This is a genomic window from Silvania sp., assembly GCF_051656365.1.
In the GTDB taxonomy this organism is placed as follows: Bacteria; Pseudomonadota; Gammaproteobacteria; order Enterobacterales; family Enterobacteriaceae; genus Enterobacter; species Enterobacter hatchlandensis.
Map to the genome: position 1 here is coordinate 1 of NZ_JBOGBT010000032.1, position 15,876 is coordinate 15,876.

A 15,876-nucleotide genomic window follows, 5' to 3' on the forward strand; every position below is an offset into this window, starting at 1 on the left:
TTTAGCACGACGACGTGCCAGAACCTGACGACCATTTTTAGTAGCCATACGAGCACGGAAGCCGTGAGAACGGTTGCGCTTCAGTACAGACGGTTGAAAAGTGCGTTTCATGGCGATTTCTACCTAAACTTGAATAAATTCAATGGCTTTTTGAGGAGTCCGAACGGATAACGAACGATGGACACCGAAGCCATGGGTGATTAAAGAGGCCGGATTGTAATAATTGTACACTCCGGAGTCAATTCTCTTTCCTTATTTCCTGCGTCTTTCCGCACCTTTTCGCGCGTAAAATAAGCAGCGCCAGACACAGGAATTCGACTCCCGCGCGCCGGGTGGAGGATTATACGGGCTCCAGATCAAAGCGCAAGGATCGTCCCGGATCTTCGTTAGATCTTTTAAGCAAAAAAGCGTCGTTACTCATTAATTTTTCCACTATACGGCCTAAATCGTGGGGGCCTTCCATCAGGATCGATTACACTTATCCGGTTTCGGATCCTCCTGTGGATAAATAGGGAAGAAACTGTGAGAAACACAAGATCTCTGGCTCAGTTTAGGCTATGATCCGCGGTCCCGATCGCGATCCAGGATCCTGAACGGGTAAAAACCGCCGAGAGCGGTTCGCACGTCACCCTTAAACGCCGGGTCTTTTCGACGTGTGTCTACAATCATGACTATTCAATAGCTTTCTTTTTATGTTCGAGTGGAGTCCGCCGTGTCACTTTCGCTTTGGCAGCAATGTCTTGCCCGATTGCAGGATGAGTTACCAGCCACAGAATTCAGTATGTGGATCCGCCCGTTGCAGGCGGAACTGAGCGATAACACGCTGGCTTTGTATGCGCCAAACCGTTTTGTGCTCGATTGGGTCAGGGACAAATACCTCAATAACATCAATGGACTACTAAACGAATTTTGCGGTACCGATGCCCCACAGTTGCGTTTCGAAGTGGGTACCAGACCGGTCACCCAAACCCTGAAAGCGACCGTTGCCGCTGCGCCTGCCCATACTGCGCAGATTCAGATGCCGCGCGTAGCGCCTGCCCCGCGCTCTGGCTGGGACAACGTTCCGGCCCCTGCGGAGCCAACTTATCGTTCCAACGTTAATCTCAAACACACGTTCGATAACTTCGTCGAAGGTAAGTCAAACCAGCTGGCGCGCGCGGCGGCCCGTCAGGTGGCCGATAACCCCGGCGGCGCGTATAACCCGCTGTTCCTGTATGGCGGCACCGGTCTGGGTAAAACGCACCTGCTGCATGCGGTAGGTAACGGCATCATTGCACGTAAGCCCAATGCGAAAGTGGTGTATATGCACTCCGAACGTTTTGTGCAGGACATGGTAAAAGCCCTGCAAAATAACGCGATCGAAGAGTTTAAACGCTACTACCGTTCCGTTGATGCGCTGCTGATCGATGACATTCAGTTCTTTGCTAATAAAGAACGATCTCAGGAAGAGTTTTTCCACACCTTCAATGCCCTGCTGGAAGGCAATCAGCAGATCATTTTGACCTCGGATCGTTATCCAAAAGAGATCAACGGGGTTGAGGATCGCCTGAAATCACGCTTCGGTTGGGGCTTAACGGTGGCGATCGAGCCGCCGGAGCTGGAAACCCGCGTGGCGATCCTGATGAAAAAGGCCGACGAGAACGACATTCGTCTGCCGGGCGAAGTAGCGTTCTTTATCGCCAAGCGTTTGCGCTCTAACGTGCGCGAGCTGGAAGGCGCGCTGAACCGTGTGATCGCAAACGCCAATTTTACCGGCCGGGCGATCACCATCGATTTCGTGCGTGAAGCGCTGCGCGATCTGCTGGCGCTGCAGGAAAAGCTGGTCACCATCGACAATATTCAGAAGACGGTGGCGGAGTACTACAAAATTAAAGTGGCGGATTTGCTGTCTAAACGTCGTTCCCGCTCGGTTGCGAGACCGCGTCAGATGGCGATGGCGCTGGCAAAGGAATTAACCAACCACAGTCTGCCGGAAATCGGCGATGCGTTTGGTGGCCGTGACCACACTACCGTGCTGCACGCCTGTCGTAAGATCGAGCAGCTGCGCGAAGAAAGCCACGACATTAAAGAAGACTTCTCCAATTTAATCAGAACATTATCATCGTGATGCTATGAAATTTACCGTTGAACGTGAACACTTATTAAAACCGCTGCAGCAGGTGAGTGGCCCATTAGGCGGCCGCCCTACGCTGCCTATTCTCGGTAACCTGCTGCTGCAGGTTGCTGAAGGAACGCTGTCGCTGACCGGCACCGATCTTGAGATGGAAATGGTCGCTCGCGTGACGCTGTCTCAGCCGCATGAAGCGGGGGCGACGACGGTTCCGGCGCGTAAGTTATTTGATATCTGCCGTGGCCTACCGGAAGGGGCAGAAATTGCCGTGCAGCTCGAAGGCGATCGCATGCTGGTGCGCTCTGGCCGCAGCCGTTTCTCGCTCTCCACGCTTCCGGCTATCGACTTCCCGAATCTGGACGACTGGCAGAGTGAAGTTGAATTCACCCTGCCGCAGGCGACCATGAAACGCCTGATTGAAGCCACCCAGTTCTCGATGGCGCATCAGGACGTTCGCTACTATTTAAACGGCATGCTGTTTGAAACTGAAGGTGAAGAGCTGCGTACCGTCGCCACTGATGGCCACCGTCTGGCGGTGTGCTCGATGCCAATTGGCGTCACGTTGCCGAACCATTCGGTGATCGTGCCGCGTAAAGGTGTCATTGAGCTGATGCGTATGCTCGATGGCGGCGAAAACCCGCTGCGCGTGCAGATCGGTAGCAACAACATCCGTGCCCACGTCGGTGATTTTATCTTTACCTCTAAGCTGGTTGATGGTCGTTTCCCGGATTATCGCCGCGTATTGCCGAAGAACCCGGACAAAACTCTGGAAGCGGGCTGCGATATTCTCAAGCAGGCGTTTGCCCGTGCGGCGATCCTCTCGAACGAGAAGTTCCGTGGCGTGCGTCTGTATGTGAGCGAAAACCAGCTTAAAATCACCGCGAATAACCCGGAGCAGGAAGAGGCCGAAGAGATCCTCGACGTCACTTATGCTGCCGGTACCGAAATGGAAATCGGCTTTAACGTCAGCTACGTGCTGGACGTGCTGAATGCGCTGAAGTGCGAGAACGTTCGCATTCTGCTCACGGACTCCGTTTCAAGCGTACAGATTGAAGATGCTGCCAGCCAAAGCGCGGCGTATGTTGTCATGCCAATGAGACTGTAATGTCGCTGACCCGCCTGTTGATCCGCGACTTTCGCAATATCGAAAGCGCGGATCTTGCCTTATCCCCCGGCTTTAATTTCCTGGTTGGCGCCAACGGCAGCGGCAAAACCAGCGTGCTGGAAGCCATCTATACCCTCGGCCATGGTCGGGCATTTCGCAGTTTGCAGATTGGCCGCGTTATTCGCCACGAACAGGAAGCCTTTGTGCTTCATGGCCGTTTACAGTGTGAAGCGCGTGAAACCGCCATTGGCCTGACCAAAGACAAGCACGGCGACAGCAAGGTGCGCATTGACGGCACGGACGGCCACAAGGTGGCCGAGCTGGCACTGCTGATGCCGATGCAGCTGATCACCCCCGAGGGGTTTACTTTACTCAACGGCGGCCCCAAATACAGAAGAGCGTTCCTCGACTGGGGATGCTTCCATAACGAGGCGGGTTTTTTTAACGCCTGGAGCAACCTCAAACGTCTGCTCAAACAGCGTAACGCCGCGTTACGCCAGGTGACCCGCTACGCCCAGCTGCGGCCGTGGGATAAAGAACTTATCCCACTGGCGGAGCAAATCAGCCGGTGGCGCGCCGAATACAGTGCAGGCATCGCCGAAGATATGGCCGACACCTGCAAACAGTTTTTACCGGAGTTTTCTCTCAGTTTCTCCTTCCAGCGCGGCTGGGAGAAAGAGACCGACTATGCCGAGGTGCTGGAGAGAAGCTTCGAGCGCGACCGCATGCTGACCTATACTGCGCACGGCCCGCACAAGGCGGATTTCCGCATTCGTGCTGACGGTGCGCCGGTTGAAGATACTTTATCGCGCGGGCAGCTCAAGCTCCTGATGTGTGCGCTGCGCCTGGCGCAGGGGGAGTTTTTAACCCGCGAAAGCGGACGACGCTGCCTGTATCTGATTGATGATTTTGCCTCGGAACTTGACGATGCGCGGCGCGGGCTGCTTGCCAGCCGCTTAAAAGCCACGCAGTCGCAGGTTTTCGTCAGCGCCATCAGCGCTGAGCACGTAATGGACATGTCGGACAAAAATTCGAAGATGTTCACCGTGGAAAAGGGTAAAATAACGGATTAACCCAAGAATAAATGAGCGAGAAACGTTGATGTCGAATTCTTATGACTCCTCCAGTATCAAAGTCCTGAAAGGGCTGGATGCGGTACGTAAGCGCCCGGGTATGTATATCGGCGATACGGATGACGGCACCGGTCTGCACCACATGGTATTCGAGGTTGTGGATAACGCTATCGACGAAGCACTCGCGGGTCACTGTAAAGATATCGTGGTGACGATCCACGCCGACAACTCCGTCTCCGTAACCGATGATGGCCGTGGGATCCCAACCGGTATCCACCCGGAAGAGGGCGTCTCTGCGGCAGAAGTAATCATGACCGTTCTGCACGCAGGCGGTAAATTCGATGATAACTCTTATAAAGTTTCCGGCGGCCTGCACGGCGTAGGCGTGTCAGTGGTTAACGCCCTGTCGCAGAAGCTGGAACTGCTTATCCGCCGCGAAGGCAAAGTGCATCAGCAAACCTACGTCCACGGCGTACCTCAGGCCCCCCTGGCGGTTACCGGTGACACCGACGCGACCGGGACGCAGGTCCGTTTCTGGCCAAGCCATGAAACGTTCAGCAACGTGGTGGAATTCGAATACGACATTCTGGCCAAGCGTCTGCGCGAGCTGTCATTCCTGAACTCCGGCGTCTCTATCCGCCTGCGCGACAAGCGCGACGGCAAAGAAGACCACTTCCATTACGAAGGCGGTATCAAGGCGTTCGTTGAGTACCTGAACAAGAACAAAACGCCAATTCACCCAAATATCTTCTATTTCTCTACCGAGAAAGACGGTATCGGTGTGGAAGTGGCGCTGCAGTGGAACGACGGTTTCCAGGAAAACATCTACTGCTTTACCAACAACATCCCACAGCGTGATGGCGGTACCCACCTTGTTGGCTTCCGTACGGCGATGACCCGTACCCTGAACGCCTACATGGACAAAGAAGGCTACAGCAAAAAAGCGAAAGTCAGCGCCACCGGTGATGATGCCCGTGAAGGCCTGATTGCCGTGGTGTCCGTGAAGGTACCGGATCCGAAGTTCTCCTCTCAGACCAAAGATAAGCTGGTCTCTTCCGAGGTGAAGACGGCAGTTGAACAGCAGATGAACGAACTGCTGAGCGAATACCTGCTGGAAAACCCGTCCGACGCGAAAATCGTGGTCGGCAAAATCATCGATGCGGCACGTGCTCGTGAAGCGGCACGTCGTGCGCGTGAAATGACCCGTCGTAAAGGCGCACTGGACCTGGCAGGCCTGCCGGGCAAACTGGCTGACTGTCAGGAACGCGACCCGGCACATTCCGAACTGTACTTAGTGGAAGGGGACTCTGCGGGCGGCTCTGCAAAACAGGGGCGTAACCGTAAGAACCAGGCGATCCTGCCGTTGAAAGGTAAAATCCTCAACGTTGAGAAAGCGCGCTTTGACAAAATGCTCGCCTCTCAGGAAGTCGCAACGCTTATCACCGCGCTGGGCTGCGGCATTGGCCGTGACGAATACAACCCGGACAAGTTGCGCTATCACAGCATTATCATCATGACCGATGCGGACGTCGACGGCTCGCACATCCGTACGCTGCTGTTGACCTTCTTCTATCGTCAGATGCCAGAAATCGTTGAGCGCGGCCATGTCTACATTGCCCAGCCGCCGCTGTATAAAGTGAAGAAAGGCAAGCAGGAACAGTACATTAAAGACGATGAAGCGATGGATCAGTATCAGCTCTCTATCGCTCTGGATGGCGCGACTCTGCATACCACTGAAGGCGCACCTGCCCTGGCGGGTGAAGTGTTAGAGAAGCTGGTTTCTGAATATAACGCGACGCAGAAGATGATTGGCCGTATGGAGCGTCGCTTCCCGCGCACGCTGCTGAAAGCGCTGGTCTATCAGCCGACGCTGTCCGAAGCCGATCTCAGCAGCGAGCAGGCGGTAACCCGTTGGGTAAACACCCTGGTCAGCGATCTGAACGAGAACGAGCAGCACGGCAGCCAGTGGAAGTTCGACCTCACTGAAAATACCGAACTGCAGCTGTTCGAGCCGGTGATCCGCGTCCGTACCCACGGTGTAGATACTGACTATCCGCTGGATCAGGAGTTTGTGACCGGTGCGGAATATCGCCGTATCTGTACGCTTGGCGAGAAGCTGCGCGGCCTGATCGAAGATGATGCCTTCATCGAGCGTGGCGAACGCCGTCAGCCGGTTGCCAGCTTCGAGCAGGCGCTGGAATGGCTGGTGAAAGAGTCCCGTCGTGGTCTGTACATTCAGCGTTATAAAGGTCTGGGCGAAATGAACCCAGAGCAGCTGTGGGAAACCACCATGGATCCGGAAAGCCGCCGCATGTTGCGCGTGACCGTTAAGGACGCCATCGCTGCTGATCAACTGTTCACCACCCTGATGGGTGACGCCGTAGAACCGCGTCGCGCCTTTATCGAAGAGAACGCCCTGAAAGCGGCGAATATCGATATCTAAGCCGTTTGTTCCCCGGTGGCGCTAGCGCTTATCGGGGTTACAGGTTTCACAGGCCCGGTAAGCGCTAGCGCCACCGGGCTTTTCTTTGTCTGCAAAAGAGGAATCCTGCTTCCCCTTTCTATCCCCCTTTTCTTTGCTGTTTTTTGAGCGGAATCGCGTTAGCATGAGAAAAGACTCATTCCAACCGGGGATCCCATGGCTATCAAACTCATTGCAATCGATATGGACGGTACGCTGTTACTGCCAGACCACACCATTTCTCCAGCCGTTAAAAGCGCGATTGCTGCCGCACGTGCGCAGGGCGTGAACGTGGTGCTGACTACCGGTCGCCCATACGCAGGTGTGCACAGCTACCTGAAAGAGCTGCACATGAATGAGCCGGGTGATTACTGCATCACTTACAACGGCGCGCTGGTGCAGAAAGCCGCCGACGGCAGCACCGTGGCGCAAACCGCGCTGAGCTATGACGACTACCGGTATCTGGAACAACTCTCCCGCGATGTGGGCTCGCACTTCCATGCGCTCGATCGCAACACCTTGTACACTGCTAACCGCGACATCAGTTATTACACCGTGCACGAGTCTTTCGTTGCCACCATCCCGCTGGTGTTCTGTGAAGCGGAAAATATGGATCCGGCGACCCAGTTCCTGAAAGTGATGATGATTGACGAGCCTGCGATTCTGGATCAGGCCATCGCCCGCATTCCGGCGGACGTAAAAGAGAAATATACCGTGCTGAAAAGTGCGCCATACTTCCTCGAAATTCTGGATAAACGCGTCAATAAAGGCACCGGCGTGAAGTCGCTGGCCGATGCGCTGGGGATCCAGCCGGAAGAGATCATGACCCTCGGGGATCAGGAAAACGACATTGCGATGCTGGAGTACGCAGGCTTAGGCGTGGCAATGGAAAATGCGATCCCGTCGGTGAAAGAGGTGGCTAACTTCGTCACCAAATCTAACCTCGAAGACGGCGTGGCGTATGCCATTGAGAAGTTTGTGCTGAACTAAGCCCCTTCTTGCTATACCCTGATGCGACATCCGCGCATCAGGGTATCCTCATGAAACAAATCACTTTCGCTCCCCGCCATCATCAGTTGACCAACACCCGTACCTGGACTGCAGACAGCCTGTGGCTGGCCTTTGACGTGCGTCCATCCGGAGCGTCGTTTACCGGCGAAACCATCGAACGGGTTAACGTCAGTACCGGTGAAGTCGACGTGATTTATCGCGCCACAAACGACGCGCATGTCGGTGTGGTGACTGTGCATCCAACGGACGATAGGTACGTTTTCATCCACGGCCCGCAACATCCGGATGCCTGCTGGCAGTATGATTTTCACCACCGCCAGGGGGTGATTGCGAAACAGGGGAAGGTGAGCAATCTGGATGCGATGGATATCACTGCGCCCTTCACCCCAGGCGCGCTGCGCGGCGGCAGCCATGTGCATGTGTATAGCCCTGACGGGCAGTTTGTCAGCTTTACCTATAATGACCATGTGCTGCGCACCCTGGATCCGAAGCTGGATTTGCGTAATGTGGGTGTCGCGGCCCCCTTTGGCCCGGTGACGCCTGGCGGCCATCATCCACGCGAATATGCCGGAACACACTGGAGCGTGCTGGTGAGCCGCACAACGCCGGAACCGACGCCGGGCAGCGATGAGATCAACCGCGCCTACGAAGAGGGCTGGGTCGGCAACGATCGGTTGGCCTTTATCGGCGACACCCTGTCCGTAGACGGTGGAAAAGTGCCAGAGCTGTTTATTGTCGATCTCCCGCAAAGTGAGCAGGGCTGGAAGCGGGCGGGCAACGCGCCGCTCGAAGGTACAACGGTGAGCATGCCCGCACCGCCGGCAGGTGTTGAACAGCGTCGTTTAACCCATACCCACGATGCCCGCTTCCCGGGGCTTATGAATGCGCCGCGCCACTGGGTGCGCAGCAACCCGCAGGCGAGCGCGATCGCGTTTTTGATGCGAGATGATAACGGCGTGGTGCAGATTTGGCTGATTGCGCCGGACGGCGGCCAGCTTCGTCAGCTGACACATAACGAGAGCGATATCCAGTCGGCCTTTAACTGGCATCCGGCGGGGCACTCGCTGGGGTTTGTGCTGAATAATCGAATTGCGCGCTGCGATGCCGTGTCCGGAAAGGTCACCTGGCTGACGTCCGATCACGGCAATCCACCGTCCGGTGATGCGGTGGTCTGGTCCCCGGATGGACGTTATCTGGCCTGGATGGAAGAGGTCGACGGTTTCCGTCAGCTGTGGGTGACGGAAACCGGGCAGTAACTAGCGGACGGGCATCTCAGCGGGTGGGATCACGGCGTTGGTCGCCAGCGTCTCCTGCTCGCTTTGCTCCACGCGGGAGCGCACGGATTTATCGGTGCGGAACAGGTCCCACGGCAGCAGGAGCGTGTCGACAACGGCGGTGAACGGCATATCCAGTACCACCAGGGATTTGGTGCCCCAGTTAGTGTCATCATCTGTCAACATGTTCGCGCTGGCGCGCGTGCCGGGATATGTTCCTTCCTTGCCGCCGGTGTGAGACATCACGCTCGAACACCCGCAAAGCACAACTGCTGCGCTGAACGTCGTCAGCTTTATCAGAACATTTTTCATCATTCGTCAGTCATCATCAATGGCTCGGGACCGGCCTGCTCCCCGGTTATAACGGGCCATGCTCAAAATGAATAGTTGAAAAGTACCGCTCTGTGGCACCCATCGCATTTTACCTTTCGTGCTGTAGACCCAGTCTATGCCAGTCGCTGTAAAGTGCAAAAATTTCTCGTTAACCTGCTCTTGAAAAGATCGGAACAAGACCCATTTTAGAAGAGTATCCATGAACAAACGCGCCTGATGGGCGTTTAGGATACGCCAGCCTGTCCACGGTGGAAGGCGACAATTCTTGCTGATTTCAGGAGTATTAACTGTATGCGTAACTTCGATCTTTCTCCGCTTTATCGTTCAGCCATCGGCTTTGATCGTCTGTTTAATCATTTAGAAAATAATTCAAGCCAGAGCAATGGCTACCCGCCATATAACGTTGAGTTGGTTGACGAAAACCACTATCGCATTGCGATTGCCGTAGCCGGTTTCGCGGAAAGCGAACTGGAGATCACCGCCCAGGATAATCTGCTGGTGGTGAAAGGCGCGCACGCGGGCGAGCAGAAAGAGCGTACCTATCTGTATCAGGGCATCGCGGAACGTAACTTTGAACGTAAGTTCCAGTTAGCCGAGAACATTCACGTTCACGGTGCGAACCTGGTTAACGGCCTGCTGTATGTGGATCTGGAACGTGTTATTCCGGAAGCGCAAAAACCGCGCCGTATCGAAATTAACTAATGATTCGGGTCGCTGCTGCGGCCCAGACTGAATGCTTGCCGAATCGGGAGCAGAGGTGGATCCATGAGGATTTGCCGGGACAACTGCGCACAAAAAACTGTGCCGAACTCGCTTCTCAGAAGGAGAATGACTATGCGTAATTACGACTTATCCCCGCTGCTGCGCCAGTGGATTGGTTTTGACAAACTGGCCACCGCGCTGCAAAGCACCCCTGAAAGCCAGGCGTTCCCGCCGTACAACATCGAAAAGAGCGACGATAACCACTATCGCATTACGCTCGCCGTGGCGGGATTCAGCCAGCAGAACCTTGATATTCAGCTCGAAGGCACGCGCCTGACGGTGAAAGGTACGCCGGAAAAACCCGAGACCGAAACCAAATGGCTGCATCAGGGTCTGGTGACCCAGCCGTTCAGCCTGAGCTTTACGCTCGCAGAACATATGGAAGTCACCGGGGCTACCTTCACTAACGGGCTGCTGCATATCGACATCACCCGCAACGTGCCCGAAGAGATTGCGCCGAAGCGGATCGCCATTAGCGAACGTCCGGCATTGAACAGCTAACGATACAGCCCCGCCTCGGCGGGGCTTCTTTTTGTGCGCCATCGCCCATACAACCGGTCAGACCTCTGCGAGAATCCCTGCTAACTCTACTGTTATTCACAGGGATGCCGTCATGAGTGAAATTGCGTTAACGGTCAGTGTGCTGGCGTTGGTTGCGGTGGTCGGGCTGTGGATAGGGAATGTCAAAATCCGCGGCGTCGGGTTTGGCATTGGCGGTGTGCTGTTCGGCGGCATCTTCGTTGGCCATTTTGTCGACCAGCTCGGCATCTCCCTGAGCGCGGAGATGCTGCACTTCATTCAGGAATTTGGCCTGATCCTCTTCGTTTACACCATCGGCATCCAGGTCGGGCCGGGCTTTTTCGCTTCGCTGCGCGTTTCCGGTTTGCGGCTCAACCTTTTTGCTATTCTGATAGTGCTGCTAGGCGGCCTGGTGACAGCGCTGCTGCATAAGGTGTTCGCGATCCCTTTGCCTGTCATGCTGGGTATTTTCTCCGGGGCGGTGACGAATACGCCCGCTTTAGGGGCCGGGCAGCAGATTTTGCGCGATCTCGGCGTACCGGTGGATGTGGTTGATCAGATGGGCATGAGCTACGCGATGGCCTATCCGTTCGGGATCTGCGGCATTCTGCTGACCATGTGGCTGGTGCGGCTGTTTTTCCATATTAAGGTTGAAAACGAGGCGCAGCAGTTCGATGCGCAAACCGGCAGTGGGCATCCACTTCTGCATACCATCAACATTCGCGTTGAAAATCCTAATATTCATAACCTGGCTATTCAGGATGTGCCCATTCTCAACAGCGATAAAATCATCTGCTCCCGTCTTAAGCGGGAAGAGATGTTGATGGTGCCGTCACCGGGCACGGTTATTCAGTCTGGTGACTTGCTGCATCTGGTCGGGCTACCGGAAGATTTGCACAACGCCCAGCTGGTGATGGGGAGAGAGGTGGAAACTTCGCTTTCAACGCGCGGAACCGATCTGCACGTGGAGCGTGTTGTCGTCACCAACGAAAAAGTCCTTGGGAAGAAAATCCGCGACCTGCACTTTAAACAGCGCTATGACGTGGTGATCTCGCGCCTTAATCGTGCCGGGGTTGAGCTGGTCGCCAGCAGCAATGCCAGTCTGCAATTCGGCGACATTCTCAACCTGGTCGGGCGGCAGGCGTCTATTGATGCCGTGGCGGCACAAGTCGGGAACGCGCAGCAGAAATTACAGCAGGTGCAGATGCTGCCTGTGTTTATTGGCATTGGTCTGGGCGTGTTGCTGGGTTCGGTGCCGCTGTTCATTCCCGGTTTTCCTGTTGCGTTGAAGCTGGGACTGGCTGGCGGGCCGCTGATTATGGCGCTGATCCTCGGGCGAATCGGCAGCATCGGCAAGCTCTACTGGTTTATGCCGCCAAGTGCGAACCTGGCGCTGCGCGAGCTGGGCATCGTGCTGTTTCTGGCGGTAGTCGGGCTGAAGTCAGGCGGCGATTTTGTGCGTACGCTAACGGACGGCGAAGGACTAAGCTGGGTCGCCTATGGCATTTTCATCACCGCCATTCCGCTGCTGGCGGTTGGCATTCTTGCCAGGCTGCTCGCCAAAATGAACTACCTGACTATTTGCGGCATGCTGGCCGGGTCGATGACCGATCCGCCTGCGCTGGCCTTTGCCAACAACCTGCATGCCACCAGCGGCGCAGCGGCGCTCTCTTACGCCACGGTTTATCCGTTGGTCATGTTCCTGCGCATCATCACGCCGCAGCTGCTGGTCGTTCTATTCTGGGGAATGGGTTAGCGGCGTATCCGGGTGGATGCGCCTCAAATGGTAATCCACCTGATACTCGCGAGCGTTCCTGAACATCACTGAGTAATTGAGAAACTCCCCGCAGTCGCTGTAGGAAAGTGAGGTAATACGCAGCAGCGGGGTGTGTTCCGCCACGTTCATCGACATCGCCAGCTGCTTATCCGCCAGCACCGGGGCCAGGCTTTCGTAGTTGCCGCTGATGGTGATCCCGCACTCTTTTTCGATGTAATCGAACTTCGATCCCTCCAGATGCGACAGCGACAAAGTGCGAAACAGCCTTACCGGCATATAGCTGTCTTCCAGCATCAGCGGTTTGCCCTCGACGTAGCGAATGCGGCGCGAGAAGTAGATTTGCGTATCCACCGGAATACGTAACTGGCTGGCAATGGCGGGCGGCGCAGCCATCACCTCAAACGTCAGGACTTTGCTGACCACGGACTTTCCCTGTTCCCGCAGGACTTCCACCAGCCCGGTGAGGTTTGTAGTTTCGTGATGCACATCCTTGCGCGCCACATAAGTGCCGCTGCCGTGCCTGCGCTCCACCAGCCCCCATGCCACCAGCAAATCTGTCGCCTTGCGGATGGTCATTCTGGCGACGCCAAACTCCAGCGCCAGCGCCTTCTCCCCGGGCAGCGGGCTGCCCACATTAAAGTCTGACGAATTGAGCCGAAGCCTGAGTTTGTCGGCAATGGATTTGTAGATCACTCGTGGACCTCTTCTGGTCTTTTAACGGGGTAATGGTGACGCGTGATGTCTAATTTATGCGTAAAAAGTAGACCTCATGGCGAAGATTTAAACCATGAACACGGTCACGAATCGCAACGGCGCGTCCTGTTGGCGATCCCATAACTTCATATGCTCATCCCAGGCCAGCACACAAACTAATAAGGCCTCTCCCCTACAAGGTTTCGATGAGGATGTGAAAATGCTCAGTCAAATACAACGTTTTGGTGGTGCCATGTTCACCCCGGTGCTGCTCTTCCCCTTTGCAGGCATGATTGTCGGGATTGCCATCATGCTGCAAAACCCGATGTTCATGGGCGAAGGACTCACCCGGCCGGACAGTCATTTTTTTCAGATAGTGAAGATTATTGAAGAGGGCGGCTGGGCGGTGTTCCGCAACATGCCGCTGATTTTTGCAGTGGGATTGCCGCTGGGGCTGGCGAAACACGCGCACGGTCGGGCGTGTCTGGCGGTGCTGATAAGCTTCCTCACCTGGAACTATTTCATTAATGCGATGGGCACCGTCTGGGGGGATTTTTTCAGCGTCAATTTTGCCAATGAGCCTGTAGCAGGCAGCGGGCTGGCGATGATAGCGGGGATCAAAACGCTCGATACCAGCATCATCGGCGCCATTTTTATCTCCGGGATTGTCACCGCTCTCCACAACCGCTTTTACGAAAAACAGCTTCCGGTGTTCCTCGGCATCTTTCAGGGCACCTCCTTCGTGGTCATCGTGGCCTTCTTCCTGATGTTGCCTTGCGCCTGGCTGACCCTGCTGTGCTGGCCGAAGGTGCAGGTATCCATCCAGTCGCTGCAAACTTTCCTGAGCGGGGCCGGCGCGCTGGGCGTCTGGATTTATACCTTCCTCGAACGCATTTTGATCCCAACGGGCCTGCACCACTTCGTTTACGGCCCTTTCGTGTTTGGCCCGGCGGTGGTGGAAGGCGGGTTGCAGCCTTACTGGGTACAGCACCTGAACGAATTCAGCCACAGCACGCTGCCGCTGAAGGAGCTGTTCCCGACGGGCGGCTTCTCGATGCACGGCAACGCCAAAGTGTTTGGCGCGCCCGGCGTGGCGCTGGCGATTTACTTCACTGCCGCCCCTCAGAACCGTGCCAAAGTGGCGGGACTGCTGATACCCGCCACGCTGACGGCGATTTTAGTCGGCATCACCGAACCGCTGGAATTCACCTTCCTGTTTATCGCCCCGTTCCTGTTTGTTATTCACTCTCTGCTCGCGGCCACCATGACGGCAGTGATGTATATGGCGGGCGTGGTCGGTATGTTTGGCGGAGGCATGCTCAATGAGTTTCTGCCGCTCAACTGGATCCCCATGTTCCACAACCACGCCACGGAGATGTTCATCCAGATTGGGATTGGCCTGACGTTTACCGCCATCTGGTTTGTCGTCTTCCGCGCCCTGATCCTAAAGTTCAACCTCAAAACGCCGGGCCGCGAAGAGAGCGAAATCAAGCTCTACAGCAAAGCCGACTATCAGGCTTCTCGCGGCAAAACCACGGCCAACCATCCAGGGACGATTTCCGGGCAGGCTGCGGGCTTCCTGCAGGCGCTCGGCGGTGCGGCGAACATTGAGAGTATTAACAACTGCGCGACCCGACTGCGCATCACCCTCGTCGATATCGCTAACACCCAAAGCGACGACATCTTCAAAGCCCTTGGCGCCCACGGCGTGGTGCGTCGCGGCAACGCCATTCAGGTGATTGTCGGCCTGCACGTGCCTCAGGTACGCGACCAGCTGGAAAGCCTGATGAAAACCCCATTACCGAACGAACCCATCACCATGACGGAGGCAGTATCATGAAAAAATTCTCTGTAGTTATCGCCGGCGGCGGCAGCACCTTTACCCCTGGCATCGTGCTGATGCTGCTGCAAAACCGGGATCGCTTTCCCCTGCGAGCTCTGAAATTCTATGACAACGATGGCGCGCGTCAGGAAGTGATCGCCGAGGCCTGCAAAATTCTGCTCAAAGAGCAGGCGCCGGAGATTGAGTTCAGCTACACCACGGATCCGAAAGCGGCCTTCACCGATGTGGATTTTGTAATGGCACACATTCGCGTGGGCAAATATCCGATGCGCGAACAGGATGAAAAAATCCCCCTGCGCCACGGCGTATTAGGGCAGGAAACCTGCGGCCCGGGCGGGATGGCTTACGGCATGCGCTCCATCGGCGGCGTGCTGGAGCTGGTGGATTACATGCAGCAGTACTCGCCAAACGCGTGGATGCTCAACTACTCCAATCCGGCGGCGATTGTCGCTGAAGCCACGCGCCGCCTGCGTCCAAAGGCGAAAATCCTCAACATTTGCGATATGCCGATCGGCATCGAAGGGCGCATGGCGCAGATAGTCGGCCTGAAAGACAGAAAGCAGATGCGCGTGCGCTACTACGGCCTGAACCACTTTGGCTGGTGGTCATCCATTGAAGATCTGAACGGTAACGATTTGATGCCGAAATTACGCGAACACGTAGCGAAATATGGCTATGTTCCTCCGTCAAGCGATCCGCATACGGAAGCCAGCTGGAACGACACCTTTGCCAAAGCGAAAGACGTGCAGGCGCTGGACCCGGACACCATGCCGAACACCTACCTGAAGTATTACCTGTTCCCGGATTACGTCGTCGAGCACGCCAACCCGGCCAGAACGCGCGCCAACGAAGTGATGGATCACCGCGAGAAGCACGTGTTCAGCGCCTGCCGGGCAATTATTAAGGCAGGAAATT

At 55.8% G+C, this 15,876-nt stretch carries 15 protein-coding genes; 11 read left to right on the plus strand and 4 right to left on the minus strand.

Annotation, left to right across the window (positions count from 1 at the left end):
* Window positions 1–111: 50S ribosomal protein L34 (rpmH, locus tag ACRDD5_RS05860; RefSeq protein WP_288709833.1), on the minus strand; the 111-nt coding region annotated here is incomplete at its 3' end.
* Between the two features lie 229 nt (window positions 112–340).
* Complete coding sequence (locus tag ACRDD5_RS05865) at window positions 341–463, minus strand: hypothetical protein (RefSeq protein ID WP_438676174.1); 123 nt, start codon at window positions 461–463, stop codon at window positions 341–343.
* A gap of 249 nt (window positions 464–712) precedes the next feature.
* Between ACRDD5_RS05865 and dnaA the strand changes: the two genes are divergently transcribed.
* The 6 genes from dnaA to ACRDD5_RS05895 all read left to right on the plus strand — a co-directional run bounded on the left by dnaA (window position 713) and on the right by ACRDD5_RS05895 (window position 9,016).
* Entirely contained in the window at window positions 713–2,107 is a 1,395-nt protein-coding gene (gene dnaA / locus ACRDD5_RS05870) for a chromosomal replication initiator protein DnaA (protein ID WP_271283053.1), read from the plus strand.
* Between the two features lie 4 nt (window positions 2,108–2,111).
* A complete protein-coding gene (gene dnaN / locus ACRDD5_RS05875) occupies window positions 2,112–3,215 on the plus strand; it encodes a DNA polymerase III subunit beta (protein ID WP_438676175.1) in 1,104 nt (367 codons plus the stop codon).
* Window positions 3,215–4,288, plus strand: coding sequence for a DNA replication/repair protein RecF (gene recF, locus ACRDD5_RS05880; RefSeq protein ID WP_438676176.1), 1,074 nt, complete (start codon window positions 3,215–3,217; stop codon window positions 4,286–4,288). The genes dnaN and recF overlap by 1 nt, the downstream gene beginning before the upstream one ends.
* A gap of 28 nt (window positions 4,289–4,316) precedes the next feature.
* Window positions 4,317–6,731: a DNA topoisomerase (ATP-hydrolyzing) subunit B gene (gene gyrB, locus ACRDD5_RS05885; RefSeq protein WP_438676177.1), complete on the plus strand. Its 2,415-nt coding sequence runs from the start codon at window positions 4,317–4,319 to the stop codon at window positions 6,729–6,731.
* A gap of 195 nt (window positions 6,732–6,926) precedes the next feature.
* The gene (gene yidA, locus ACRDD5_RS05890; protein WP_271283050.1) at window positions 6,927–7,739 is read left to right on the plus strand and encodes a sugar-phosphatase; all 813 of its coding nucleotides are present in this window, start codon (window positions 6,927–6,929) and stop codon (window positions 7,737–7,739) included.
* Between the two features lie 50 nt (window positions 7,740–7,789).
* The gene (locus ACRDD5_RS05895) at window positions 7,790–9,016 is read left to right on the plus strand and encodes a DUF3748 domain-containing protein (RefSeq protein WP_438676178.1); all 1,227 of its coding nucleotides are present in this window, start codon (window positions 7,790–7,792) and stop codon (window positions 9,014–9,016) included.
* On the opposite strand, the gene ACRDD5_RS05900 is transcribed toward ACRDD5_RS05895, so the two are convergent.
* Window positions 9,017–9,349 carry a YceK/YidQ family lipoprotein gene (locus ACRDD5_RS05900; RefSeq protein WP_271283048.1) on the minus strand — a complete coding sequence of 111 codons (333 nt, stop codon included), beginning with the start codon at window positions 9,347–9,349 and terminating at the stop codon, window positions 9,017–9,019.
* Between the two features lie 309 nt (window positions 9,350–9,658).
* Between ACRDD5_RS05900 and ibpA the strand changes: the two genes are divergently transcribed.
* The 3 genes from ibpA (at window position 9,659) to ACRDD5_RS05915 (ending at window position 12,404) form a co-directional block, all read left to right on the plus strand.
* Window positions 9,659–10,069 (plus strand): small heat shock chaperone IbpA, encoded by a 411-nt coding sequence (ibpA, locus tag ACRDD5_RS05905; protein WP_271283047.1) that lies wholly within the window; start codon window positions 9,659–9,661, stop codon window positions 10,067–10,069.
* Window positions 10,070–10,201: 132 nt separating this feature from the next.
* Window positions 10,202–10,630, plus strand: a complete 429-nt coding sequence (gene ibpB, locus ACRDD5_RS05910; protein WP_271283046.1) for a small heat shock chaperone IbpB — start codon at window positions 10,202–10,204, stop codon at window positions 10,628–10,630.
* Window positions 10,631–10,742: 112 nt separating this feature from the next.
* Window positions 10,743–12,404: a putative transporter gene (locus ACRDD5_RS05915; RefSeq protein WP_438676179.1), complete on the plus strand. Its 1,662-nt coding sequence runs from the start codon at window positions 10,743–10,745 to the stop codon at window positions 12,402–12,404.
* On the opposite strand, the gene ACRDD5_RS05920 is transcribed toward ACRDD5_RS05915, so the two are convergent.
* Window positions 12,384–13,118 (minus strand): GntR family transcriptional regulator, encoded by a 735-nt coding sequence (locus tag ACRDD5_RS05920; protein ID WP_438676180.1) that lies wholly within the window; start codon window positions 13,116–13,118, stop codon window positions 12,384–12,386. The genes ACRDD5_RS05915 and ACRDD5_RS05920 overlap by 21 nt on opposite strands.
* Before the next feature lie 220 nt (window positions 13,119–13,338).
* Here ACRDD5_RS05920 and ACRDD5_RS05925 point away from each other — a divergent pair, with 220 nt between their 5' ends.
* Window positions 13,339–14,958, plus strand: coding sequence for an alpha-glucoside-specific PTS transporter subunit IIBC (locus ACRDD5_RS05925; protein ID WP_438676181.1), 1,620 nt, complete (start codon window positions 13,339–13,341; stop codon window positions 14,956–14,958).
* Window positions 14,955–15,876, plus strand: a 922-nt coding sequence (locus ACRDD5_RS05930; protein ID WP_438676182.1) for a family 4 glycosyl hydrolase, incomplete at its 3' end; no start/stop codon positions are given. The genes ACRDD5_RS05925 and ACRDD5_RS05930, both read left to right, overlap by 4 nt.